Here is a 10,843-nt window from a genome sequence, read left to right on the forward strand (position 1 = left end):
TTTTCGACGCGCTACACCGTGATCTGGTCGACGTCGAACGAGCTTTCGCTGGGGTTGCCGAAGATGACCTGGTTGTTGCCGGCCATCAGGTACACCGGCACCGTGATGGTCCGGGCGGTGCTCCAGTCGCTGTCGTTCGTGCCGGGCACCGGCAGCTTGAACGAGCTGCCGTTCACCGTGACCACGGCCGAGCGGCTGGTGTCGCCGTCGACGTAGCCCAGCCGTACCAGGTAGGTGCCTTCCTTGTCCGCCTTGATGTTGTTCACCGTCAGCAGTCCGCTGCCGCCGATGTTTCCGACCTTCTTGCCGCCGGAGCAGGTGCAGTCGGAGACGTTCGCGCCACCGCCAGGGCTGCCCGCTTCCGCCTCGTAGACCACCGGCCCGCCCGCCGCCGGCGTCACGTACGACACCGCTGCGCTCGGCGCCGAGCCGCGGCCGAACCGGTCACGGGCCACCACCGTGAAGCCGTACGAGGTCGACGGTTTGAGGCCGTTCACCGTGACGCTCGTGCCGGCGGTCGAGGCGACCTTCCGGCCGCCGGAGAACACGTCGTAACCCGTGGCCCGGCTCCCCGAACCGTCCCAGTCCAGCGAGATGCTGGACGGCGTCGAAGCGGTGCCGTGGACGACGCCGGGCGCCGGGATCTGCGTCGGGTTCACCGGTGTGAGACGCAGCAGCTTCGAGCCGTGCACCGGCAGGGTGGCGCTGAAGGAACCGTTCTGCGGCCCCAATTCCTGGTGGCTCCACAGGTCACGCGCCCTCGCCGTGCCGGTGAGCCCGAAGTCGCCGAAGTCCGCGGTCACCTTCGCCGGCGCCGAACCGAGGTTGAACAGCGCCACGGTGTAGCTGCCGTCGGCGTTGCGGGCGTACCAGACCTGCTGGTCGCTCGTCTGGCTCACCGGCTTGGCCGGCACCCCGGCCTGGTCGACGGCGATGACCTCGTCGTTGGTGAGCAGTTTGACGCCGTAGTCGTCGAGCCGGGTCAGGTCGTCACCCAGGTACAGCGGCGCGGATTCGATGGCCCACAACGTCATGTAGCTCTGGCGCTCGGCCTCGGTGATGCCGTCCATCTTGCCGCTGCCGACGTCGAGGGAGTCGAGGTTGTTCCAGTTGCCGGGGCCGGCGTCGGGTATGTACTGGACGACGTCGTTCCACCGGCCCTTCACCGAGTTGTTCCAGGTGACCAGGGTGTCGCAGTAGCACTCGACGTCGGTGTCGATGCGCCAGCCGTCGGCGTTCGGCTTCCACACGTCCATCCGCTGGTGGCTCAGCGACCAGGACAGGATGAACTCGATCGGCCGTCCGGTCTTCTTCAGCGCCGCGGACCACGCTTGCACGTCCGCGGTGTTGTCGTACTGCGCGCCGCCGCGGAACGAGCCGGGGCCGACGCCGTCCAGCTTCAGGAAGTCCACGCCCCAGCTCGCGAGCAGGTCCGCCTCGGACTGGATGTAGGCCTGGGCGCACGGGGTGGCGAAGTTGATCTGGTACGACTGGTCGTCCCAGCCGCTGGTCTGGCGCAGGTCGGGGTAGACGAGGTCGCGGGTGTGGCAGGCGGTGGTGCCGAAGATCGGGGAGTTGCCGCCGTTATAGGCCTTGATGTCGAGGCCGACCGCGAGGTACGAGCCGAGTTTCAGGCCCTTCCCGTGCACGTAGTCGGCGATGTACTTCATGCCGTGCGGGAACTTCGCGGCGTCGACGACCGGGCGGGCGTACTGGTCGAAGGAGCCGAGCCAGCCCGCGTCGAGGTTCACGTGGTCGTAGCCGTGCTGCTTGAACTTCGCGGCCAGGATGTCGGCCTGCTGCACCACGTTCTTCTCGGTCAGCCACGCTTCCCCGGACGGGCTGACGTCCGGGTGCTTGGTGGACTCGAGACTCCAGCTGCTCCAACCCATGTACGGCTTCTGGGCCGGCTGCGCCGGGGCGGCCGGGACTGGGGCGGGGTCCGCCGAGGCGGCCGGGACCTGGCTCGCGGACAGCATCACCGGCAGCATCAGCGCCGAGGCGGCGAGGACGCCGAACGTCCGCCTCCCGGCTCTGCCCGATCTTGGCCTGGTCACCATGGCCGCTCCTTTGCGCCTCGGACTACGTCGTGCACAAAGATCCGATGAATCGCCCGCCGAGTCCACCGGCCGCGAACACGGACAGAATTATTTCCCGCGACCGACGGTGAGATGCCGAGGTGAAGCGGTATGCGCCGGCCGCGAAGGTAGTCACGATCGTTATCGGCCTCCGACGAATCCGATCTCGTCGGCGGGTCCCGCCAACGTCGAGCCGGTGCTGGCCGATGCCGCGCGAAACGGGGCGGTCGCCGCGCTCGCGCGGGAAGGCGGGCTGCCCTCGACGCTGGGGGCCGCCCCGAGTCAGTGGGCCAGGCTGTGTGGACCTGGGCATGCCGACTCCGTTGGACAGCCTGTTCGACCTCGACCCGGAGTTCAAGCGCGAGTGCCGGTGGAGCGGCCCGCCGCGCTGCTCGCCGACCGGGCGGGCCCGGTGGTCCGCACCCGTGACGGGACCGGCGCCTGGTCCGGCGAAAGCCACCGGATCGGGCTGACCGGCAGCATGCTGAGCGAGTTCGCCGATCCGCGGGCCGCGCCGGAGCTGCTGATGCTGCGTGAGCGGATCCGTTCGTGGCGCTGCTACGACGCTGCAGACGATCCTCGATGTCGGTGGCCGGGCCGGCTGGACCGACCTTCCTGGCACTGGCCGAAACGCTGAAGGAACATATCGCGGGCGTATCGGAAACTGGATACGCGCCGGCAACGTGAGGCTGCGTTGACTGCCGGGCATGAGGTACAGCGAAGCGGTGCGAGCGGGGGCGTCCGCCGCGCGAGTGCCGGCGGCCGGGGTCACGGTGTACGGCTGCGAGGCGGACGAGGCCGCGTTGTTCCGGGAAGTGGCGGCACGCTGGGGGGTGCCGCTGGTGATCACGGCGGAGACGCTGGGGAAGGCCAACGTCGACCTGGTCGCCGGCAACCGATGCGTCAGCGTCGGGCATAAAACGCGGATCGCGAATTCCGCGCTGCTCGCACTCAGCCGGGCCGGCGTGCGGTACGTCTCGACGCGGAGTGTCGGCTACGACCACATCGACGGGGAATACGCGCGCAGCGTCGGCATATCCGTTGAAGGCGTCGCGTATTCCCCGGACAGCGTGGCCGATTACACGGTGCTGCTCATGTTGATGTCGGTGCGAAACACCAAAGCCACCCTCCGGCGCGCCGAACTGCACGACTACCGGCTGGCCGCGGCACGGGGGAAAGAACTGCGCGACCTGACCGTCGGGGTGATCGGGACGGGCCGGATCGGCGCGGCGGTGATCGACCGGCTGCGGGGGTTCGGGTGCGGCGTGCTGGCCTACGACCGGCGTCCGCGGAGTTCGGCCGACTACGTGCCACTCGACGAATTGTTGCAGTTGAGCGACATTGTCACGCTGCACACGCCGCTCGACGAGCGCACCCACCATCTGCTGGACCGGTCGCGCATCGCGCAGCTGAAGGACGGCGCGGTGGTCGTCAACACCGGGCGGGGCGCGCTGATCGAAACCGGGGCACTGCTCGCCGCGCTGGAAAGCGGCCGGCTGGGCGGCGCGGCGTTGGACGTCCTCGAAGGCGAGGAAGGCGACTTCTACGCCGATTGCCGGGGCAAGATCGGCAAAAACGAGACGCTGGCGCGATTGCAGCGAATGTCCAACGTGCTGATCAGCCCGCACACCGCCTATTACACGGACCACGCGCTGCGCGACATCGTCGAGAACAGCCTGATCAATTGCCTGAAATTCGAAAGCGGGGACAAGGCATGAACAAGGTGAAGATCGGAATCATCTTCGGGGGCACGTCCGAAGAACACCCGGTGTCGGTCAAGTCCGCGCAGGAGGTGGCCAGGAATCTCGACGCCGGGAAGTACGAGCCGTTCTGGATCGGGATCACCCAGGACGGCGCTTGGCGGCTGTGCGCCGGCCCCGGCGAGGGCTGGGAAACGGGCGAGCACCGTCCCGTCACGTTGTCGCCGGATCGGAGCGCACCCGGGCTGCACGTGCTGGCGGAAGGCCGCCGCGAGGTGATCGAACTGGACGTCGTGCTGCCCGTTCTGCATGGCCGGCACGGAGAAGACGGTGCGATGCAGGGGTTGCTGGAGCTGTCCGGCCTCCCGTACGTCGGCTGCGACGTGCCCAGTTCCGCGCTGTGCATCGACAAATCCCTGGCCTACACCGTCGTCGCGAACGCGGGGATCGCGACGCCGGTCTGCCGGGTGGTCGCGGCGGACGAGACGCCGGACGCCGACCGCCTGGACTATCCCGTGTTCGTGAAGCCGGCCCGGTCGGGGTCCTCGTTCGGCGTCAGCAAGGTGTCCGGCGCCGAAGAGCTGGCGAGCGCGGTGGCAGCCGCGCGGAAGTACGACTCGAAGGTGCTGGTCGAAGACGCTGTTGTCGGCAGCGAGGTCGGGTGCGCGGTGCTGGGGAACGAGCTGGACCTGATCGTCGGCGAAGTGGACCAGATCACGCTTTCGCACGGGTTTTTCCGGATCCACCAGGAAATCGACCCGGAAAGCGGCTCCGAGAACTCGACGGTGACCGTGCCCGCCGCCATCCCGGCGGAGACGCGCGTGCGGGTGCAGGAGACGGCGAAGAAGATCTACCGCGCGCTGGGCTGCCGCGGGCTGGCCCGGGTGGACATGTTCCTGAAAGAAGACGGCACCGTGCTTCTCAACGAGGTCAACACTTTTCCCGGCCTGACCCGCTACAGCCGTTACCCGAGGATGATGGCGGCCGCCGGGTTCTCGTTCGCCGACGTGCTCGACCGGGCCGTGTCACTGGCGTTGACGGGGAAGGTCCAGTGAAAACCGGCTTCCGCTTCGTCGACGAGGTGGCTCCCGGAATTCGCTGGGACGCCAAATACGCCACCTGGGACAATTTCACCGGCAAACCCGTGGACGGATACCTGGCCAATCGCATCCTCGGCACAACGGCCTTGTGCGCGGCCTTGGAAAGCGCGCACGAGAAGGCCGCCTCGCTCGGCTTCGGCTTGCTCCTGTGGGACGGCTACCGGCCGCAACGCGCCGTGGACCGGTTCGTGCGCTGGTCGAAGGAACCCGAGGACGGCCGGACGAAACCGCGCCATTACCCCAACATCAACCGGGCCGACATGTTCGAGCTGGGCTACGTGGCGGTCAGGTCGGGGCACAGCCGGGGCAGCACGGTCGACCTGACGCTTTATCACCTGGGCTCCGGCGAGCTCGCGGCCATGGGCGGCGACCACGACCTGATGGATTCGGTCTCCCACCACGGCGCGCCGGGCCTCGCGGAGGCCGAAACCGGGAACCGGCACCACCTCCGGTCCATCATGGAGGCCTGCGGTTTCGCCGCGTACGAGAACGAGTGGTGGCATTACACGCTCGAGGACGAGCCGTACCCGGACACCTACTTCGACTTCCCCATCACCGTGGCCGGGCGGGCAGCTGCACCGTGACGCGAAGGCCGCCGGCCGCCAGCGGGGCGAGGCCGAAGATCCCGTCGTGGGCGCGGGTGATGCTCCGGACGATGGCCAGGCCGAGGCCGACTCCCGGGTGCTCACCGCGGACGCGGTCGGTGCCGCGCCGGAACGGCTCGGTGAGGGTCCAGACCTGCTGGGGGCTGAGCCGGTCGCCGGTGTTCTCGACGGTCAGCAGGACGAACCCGGAGCGCGCCGCGGTTTCGATCCGCACGCTGCCGTGCTCGGGGAGATTGTGGACGATGGCGTTGTGCAGGAGGTTCGTCGTCAGCTGGAGCAGCAGGGCGGGCGAGCCTTCGGTGAGGGCGAGATCGCCGGAAGTCTCGACGGTGACGCCGTGCTTCTCCGCGAACGGGAAGAGCGTTTCGGCCGCTTCTTCCGCGACGAGCGACAGGTCGACGGGTTCGCGCGTGAAGGATCGCTGATCGGAGCGGCCGAGCAGGAGCAGCGCTTCGGTCAGCTCGATCGCCCGGGCGTTGACGGCGTGCAGGCGGTCGACCAGCTCACCGGAGTCGTGGCCGGGATCGCTGCGGGCGACCTCGAGCATGGCCTGCGAGATCGCGAGCGGGGTGCGCAGCTCGTGCGAGGCGTTGGCCGCGAACCGCCGCTGCTCGACGACGTGCGCTTCGAGGCGTTCGAGCATGGCGTCGAAGGCGTCGGCGAGTTCGCGGAACTCGTCCTGGCGGCCCGGCAGCCGGATCCGGTGGGACAGCGAGCCGTCCGCGGCCAGCCGGGCGGCGTCGGCGATGCGGGTCAGCGGCTTGAGCATGCGCCCGGCCAGGATCCAGCCGCCGACCAGGCCGAAGACCAGCAGGAACAGCAGGACGACGGCGGCCGCCTGTACGAAGACGGCCGGGCCGAAGTTGTGCGGGTCGAAGGCGCGCAGCAGGTTGCCGAAGTTGGGCACGAACACGCTGGCGGGAAAACCTCGCAGCAGGAACACCCACACGGCGGTCAGCAGCACGAACCCGGCGATCATCAGGAATCCGGCGTAGCTGAGGGTGAGTTTGAGGCGCACGCTCAAACCGGAACGCCTATCCATGGTCTCCGCCTCCGATGTCGATGCGGTAGCCGACGCCGGGCACCGTCGCGATGAGCCAGGGCTCGCCGAGCCGTTTGCGCAGCGCCGAAACCGTGATGCGCACGGCGTTGGTGAACGGGTCCGCGTTCTCGTCCCAAGCCCGTTCCAGCAGCTCTTCGGCGCTGACGACCCCGCCTTCGTCCGCGACGAGGACTTCGAGCACCGCGAACTGCTTGCGGGTGAGCGCGACGTAACGGCCGTCGCGGTAGACCTCGCGGCGGAACGGGTCCAGCCGCAGTCCGGCGATCTCCAGCACGGGCGGCCGGGTGTGGCCGCGCCTGCGGTCGAGCGCCCTGAGCCGCAGCACGAGTTCCCGGAGTTCGAACGGCTTGGTGAGGTAGTCGTCGGCGCCGAGTTCGAAGCCGGAGGCCTTGTCGTCGAGCCGGTCGGCGGCGGTGAGCATGATGATCGGCAGGCCGCTGCCGGACGCGACGATGCCGCGGGCGATCTCGTCGCCGGACGGCCCGGGGATGTCGCGGTCGAGGACGGCGATGTCGTAGGCGTTGACACTCAGCAGCTCCTGCGCGGCGTGCCCGTCGCCGGCCACGTCGGCGGCGATCGCCTCCAGCCGCAACCCGTCGCGGATGGCGTCTGCCAGGTAGGGCTCGTCCTCGACCACCAGCACACGCATGCTCCGATGCTACGAGCCCGCGCATATCGGCGGCATATCCAAAACCGGCTACGCGCCGGCAACACCGCGCCGCCTTCACTGGCGGCATGACCGACCTCCAACCAGCACGAACCCGGCCGCCGCGGTCCCACGGCGCCGTCCCCAAGCCCGTTTCGCCCTTCGACGACGAAGCCGCGGCCGTGGCCAACCTCGACCCCGCGCTGCTCGCTGCCCTCCGCCGCGCCGCCACCGCCGCCGCGGCCGACGGCGTCGAGATCCGCGTCAACGGCGGCTGGCGCTCCCCGGAATACCAGGACTGGTTGTTCACCGAGGCGATCTCGACCTACGGCTCCGAGGCCGAAGCCTCCCGCTGGGTGGCCACCCCGGACACCTCCGCCCACGTGGCCGGCCAGGCCGTCGACCTCGGTCCCCCGGCCGCCACCCCGTGGCTGTCCGAGCACGGCGCGGCGTACGGGCTGTGCCAGATCTACCGGAACGAACCGTGGCACTACGAGCTGCGACCGGAAGCGGTCGAACACGGCTGCCCGCCGATGTACGCGGACCCGACCGAAGACCCGAGGATGCGGCGATGAGCCGTTACCGCGAACCGGCCGTGCGGCGGAACTCGCTGGGATTCACGCCCCGGACCCGTTTGAACGCCGCGCTGAACCCGAACGCGTCGGAGTAGCCCACGGTGCGGGCGACATCCGCGACGGTGCCCGACCGGTCGGCCAGCAGGTCCGCCGCGAGCGTCATGCGCCAGCGGGTGAGGTAGGTCAGCGGCGGTTCGCCCATCAGGTCGGCGAACCGTTTGGCCAGTGTCGAACGCGAAACCCCGGTGCGGACGGCCAGCGCGGCGACCGTCCACGGGGCGGACGGGTCGGCGTGCAGCAGGCGCAGCGCGTCGCCAACCACCGGGTCGCGCTGGGCGGCCCACCAGGCCGGGGGTTCGCCGCCGGGGCGGTCGAACCATTCGCGCAGGGTGCAGACCAGCATCCAGTCCAGCAGCCGGTCGAGCACCACCTGCTGGCCCGGGGTGTCGGCGGCGGCCTCGGCGGCGAGGTGGTCCAGCACGGCGTCCGCGGTGCCCCCGTCGTCCGCGCGCAGCAGCACGGGCAGCGCGTCCAGCAGACGGCGGCTGATCTCGCCGCGCACCGGGTACGCGCCGACGATCAACGTCGTCGCGCCACCGTCGACCGGATCGGCCCAGCCGAGCCGGTGCCGGGTGCCGCCCTGCTCGGGGGTCGCGCAGAACTCTCCACACGCGACCGGTTCGGCCCCGGTGCCGATCTCGTCGACGAAGCTGAACGTCGACGGGCCGCGCACGATGATCGTCTCGCGGGCCCGAAGCGGCTCGGGCCGCCCGCGCTCCGGCACGATCCAGCCCGCGCCGGTGACGACGGTGCACAGGGTCAGCGGCGCGCCGTCCACGAAGTGCAGCGCCCACGGCGGCGACAGCGTCGAGCTGCCGAACAACGAGCCGTGCGCCCGCACCCCGCGGATCAGGTCACTGAACACGTCCACCCCGGCGAGGTTAGACGAATGGACAGGCGATCCGGCTTTTCGCCTATGGGATTGTCCGAGCGGGCCGGGTTGAATCGGGGTCATGAGCACCGACGCGCTGACCGCCGAAGACCTCGAGTTCCTGCGCCGCCCCCTGCACGGGTTCCTGACCGTGGCCGCCGGCCCACTGCCGCCGCAGCCCCGCCCGGTGTGGTTCGAGGCCACCGAAGCAGGCACGATCCAGCTGTTCACCGAGCCGGACGCGCTCAAGGTCCGACGCCTGGCCCGCGACCCGCGCGCCTCGATCGTCGTCTCCGCTCAGGTGGACGAACGCGAGCGCTGGGTTTCGGTCGCCGGCCGCACCACGGTGGAACCCGGCGGCGCCCACGATCTGGCCGCCCGCCTCGCCGCCCGCTACTGGGACCTCGACGACCCGGCGCGCGCCGCCGACCTCGCCGAGATCCTGGCCGGCGAACAGGTCCGCCTGGTCATCCACCCGGAAACCGTGCGCCGCTTCGTGTATTGACCTCACTGGTGGACGCCAGGGGCGGGCAGGCGTAAGCGTTTGTCTGCACTCCGGATGACCTGGCTGAGAGTTGCGGGGCCCGGTGGCCCGGGACGTGCAGATCGGCCAGAGGGCTTTGCGCCACAGGCGGGTGTGCGACCGCTGGATCAAGGAAGCGCCGCCGGCCCATCCCGACGGCCCCGTCTTCCCGTCCCTGCCCCGGGCAGGAATCGTGCGTGCGGCAATCCCGCCGGCCGAGACCGGAGACTGCCGAGCCAGGTTCCCGGCCCCGCAGCACAACAATCTCCGCGCCGCACTCATCGACTGGGCACAAGACACCCCGCGCCCGCGACCGCGGTTGCCGACACCCCCACATCGCACGAAATCCTCGCCCCGGCCTGGACCAGAATCCTCTGGCGCTGCTGGCACGACCACCAGCCCTGCAACCCCGACCTCCACGGAGAGCTCACCAACCTCCTCCACGAAGCCACTTGACGTAGGGCTGACCTCAGCCGGCTCGGACACCCACCGTGCTTTCCCTGACCTCCAAGGAAAACGGCGGCTGGACCTCGCGCGGGTCCCCCTCCGCGCCGGTGGTCAGCCTGCCGTGGACCAGCTCGATGGCCGCCTCCGCGATGGCCGCCTTGTCGGGCGCGATCGTGGTCAGCGAGGGCAGGCTGAACGCGCTTTCCTCGGTGTTGTCGAACCCGACGATCGCGATGTCCCCCGGCACGCTCAGCCCGCGTTCGGCGGCCGCGCGCAGGGCGCCGACGGCCAGCAGGTCGTTGAAGCAGAACACCGCGTCCGGCGGCTCCTTCAGCGCCAGCAGGTCTTTCATCGCCGCAGCGCCGACCGCGCGGTGGTACTTCGCCGCCGGGGCGAGCAAAGAGTCCACAACGGACAGTCCGGCGTCGGCCAGCGCCGCCCGGTAGCCCTCCAGCCGCAGCGAGGCGGTGCCTCTGGCCGGGTTGACGCCGATCGCGGCGATCCGGCGGCGGCCCAGCGAAAGCAGGTGCGAGACGGCGGTGCGCGCGGCCACCACGTTGTCGATCGCCACCCGGTCGAGCGGCACGTCCACCGCGTGCTCGCCGAGCATCACCATCGGGATCCCGTTGGCCAGGTCCGGGAAATCGCCCGCCTCCAGCGCTTCCGGGTGCACCAGCGCGCCGTCCACCAGGTGCGGGCCCAGTGAGTCCAAAGTGGCCCGTTCCCGCGCGCGGGTGCCCTGCGTCTGCTCGATCAGCACGCTCCAGCCGCGCCGCTGCGCCGCCGTGATCACCAGTCCGGCCAGCTCGCCGAAGTACGGGATGCTCAGCTCCGGCACCATCAGCGCGAGGAAGCCGGTGCGGCCGCGGCGCAGGTTGCGGGCACCGACGTTGGGCCGGTAGCCCGTGACCGCCAGCGCCTCCTCGACGCGGCGCCGGTTGTCGGGCTTCACGAACGCGTACCCGTTGACTACGTTGGACACGGTCTTCACCGACACTCCCGCGAGTGTGGCGACGTCCTTGAGCGTCACGGCCAACGCCGACTCCCCTCTGCTCGGGAGCCGGGGACCATGACCCCGGCGACCACGAAGCATAGCGACTATTTGCCTGTTTACAACGTTGTTCCAACGATGTAAAAAAGGTACCAGGCTCCCGCGGTGACGACGATCACCCGGT

General features: G+C 69.9%; 11 protein-coding genes. 6 read left to right on the forward strand and 5 right to left on the reverse strand.

Translation table 11 applies throughout. The annotated features are described in order from the left end of the window. Positions 1-11: 11 nt before the first annotated feature. Positions 12-2,057, reverse strand: coding sequence for a fibronectin type III domain-containing protein (locus BMY97_RS24640; protein ID WP_218156858.1), 2,046 nt, complete (start codon positions 2,055-2,057; stop codon positions 12-14). Positions 2,058-2,448: 391 nt separating this feature from the next. On the opposite strand from BMY97_RS24640, the gene BMY97_RS48545 reads away from it, so the two are divergent. The 4 genes from BMY97_RS48545 to vanX all read left to right on the forward strand — a co-directional run bounded on the left by BMY97_RS48545 (position 2,449) and on the right by vanX (position 5,462). Continuing rightward, positions 2,449-2,715, forward strand: a complete 267-nt coding sequence (locus tag BMY97_RS48545; RefSeq protein ID WP_245787474.1) for a hypothetical protein — start codon at positions 2,449-2,451, stop codon at positions 2,713-2,715. A 70-nt stretch (positions 2,716-2,785) separates the two neighbouring features. After that, the gene (locus BMY97_RS24650; RefSeq protein WP_091620297.1) at positions 2,786-3,796 is read left to right on the forward strand and encodes a D-isomer specific 2-hydroxyacid dehydrogenase family protein; all 1,011 of its coding nucleotides are present in this window, start codon (positions 2,786-2,788) and stop codon (positions 3,794-3,796) included. After that, positions 3,793-4,833 (forward strand): D-alanine--(R)-lactate ligase, encoded by a 1,041-nt coding sequence (vanA, locus tag BMY97_RS24655; RefSeq protein WP_091620300.1) that lies wholly within the window; start codon positions 3,793-3,795, stop codon positions 4,831-4,833. Before BMY97_RS24650 ends, vanA begins: the two co-directional genes overlap by 4 nt. After that, positions 4,830-5,462 carry a D-Ala-D-Ala dipeptidase VanX gene (gene vanX / locus BMY97_RS24660; RefSeq protein ID WP_091620302.1) on the forward strand — a complete coding sequence of 211 codons (633 nt, stop codon included), beginning with the start codon at positions 4,830-4,832 and terminating at the stop codon, positions 5,460-5,462. Before vanA ends, vanX begins: the two co-directional genes overlap by 4 nt. Here vanX and BMY97_RS24665 read toward each other — a convergent pair. Next, entirely contained in the window at positions 5,431-6,525 is a 1,095-nt protein-coding gene (locus BMY97_RS24665) for a sensor histidine kinase (RefSeq protein ID WP_091620305.1), read from the reverse strand. The genes vanX and BMY97_RS24665 overlap by 32 nt on opposite strands. Next, positions 6,518-7,195 (reverse strand): response regulator transcription factor, encoded by a 678-nt coding sequence (locus tag BMY97_RS24670; RefSeq protein ID WP_091620308.1) that lies wholly within the window; start codon positions 7,193-7,195, stop codon positions 6,518-6,520. Before BMY97_RS24670 ends, BMY97_RS24665 begins: the two co-directional genes overlap by 8 nt. 86 nt (positions 7,196-7,281) lie before the next feature. Here BMY97_RS24670 and BMY97_RS24675 point away from each other — a divergent pair, with 86 nt between their 5' ends. Beyond that, complete coding sequence (locus BMY97_RS24675; RefSeq protein WP_091620311.1) at positions 7,282-7,767, forward strand: M15 family metallopeptidase; 486 nt, start codon at positions 7,282-7,284, stop codon at positions 7,765-7,767. A gap of 4 nt (positions 7,768-7,771) precedes the next feature. On the opposite strand, the gene BMY97_RS24680 is transcribed toward BMY97_RS24675, so the two are convergent. Beyond that, positions 7,772-8,698: an AraC family transcriptional regulator gene (locus tag BMY97_RS24680; RefSeq protein ID WP_091620314.1), complete on the reverse strand. Its 927-nt coding sequence runs from the start codon at positions 8,696-8,698 to the stop codon at positions 7,772-7,774. Positions 8,699-8,780: 82 nt separating this feature from the next. Here BMY97_RS24680 and BMY97_RS24685 point away from each other — a divergent pair, with 82 nt between their 5' ends. Next, positions 8,781-9,203: a pyridoxamine 5'-phosphate oxidase family protein gene (locus BMY97_RS24685; protein ID WP_091620316.1), complete on the forward strand. Its 423-nt coding sequence runs from the start codon at positions 8,781-8,783 to the stop codon at positions 9,201-9,203. 487 nt (positions 9,204-9,690) lie between these two features. Here the strand turns inward: BMY97_RS24685 and BMY97_RS24695 are convergent, their stop codons facing one another. After that, a complete protein-coding gene (locus tag BMY97_RS24695; RefSeq protein WP_091620318.1) occupies positions 9,691-10,704 on the reverse strand; it encodes a LacI family DNA-binding transcriptional regulator in 1,014 nt (337 codons plus the stop codon). Between the last annotated feature and the right edge of the window lie 139 nt (positions 10,705-10,843).

The organism is Amycolatopsis saalfeldensis (assembly GCF_900110575.1).
GTDB classification, from domain to species: Bacteria; Actinomycetota; Actinomycetes; order Mycobacteriales; family Pseudonocardiaceae; genus Amycolatopsis; species Amycolatopsis saalfeldensis.

Excerpts from the sequence above, each read along its gene's own strand:
- BMY97_RS24650 (WP_091620297.1), top strand. The coding sequence starts at position 2,786 with ATGAGGTACAGCGAAGCGGTGCGAGCGGGGGCGTCCGCCGCGCGAGTG.
- vanA (WP_091620300.1), top strand. The coding sequence starts at position 3,793 with ATGAACAAGGTGAAGATCGGAATCATCTTCGGGGGCACGTCCGAAGAA.
- BMY97_RS24665 (WP_091620305.1), bottom strand. The coding sequence starts at position 6,525 with ATGGATAGGCGTTCCGGTTTGAGCGTGCGCCTCAAACTCACCCTCAGC.
- BMY97_RS24670 (WP_091620308.1), bottom strand. The coding sequence starts at position 7,195 with ATGCGTGTGCTGGTGGTCGAGGACGAGCCCTACCTGGCAGACGCCATC.
- BMY97_RS24675 (WP_091620311.1), top strand. The coding sequence starts at position 7,282 with ATGACCGACCTCCAACCAGCACGAACCCGGCCGCCGCGGTCCCACGGC.
- BMY97_RS24685 (WP_091620316.1), top strand. The coding sequence starts at position 8,781 with ATGAGCACCGACGCGCTGACCGCCGAAGACCTCGAGTTCCTGCGCCGC.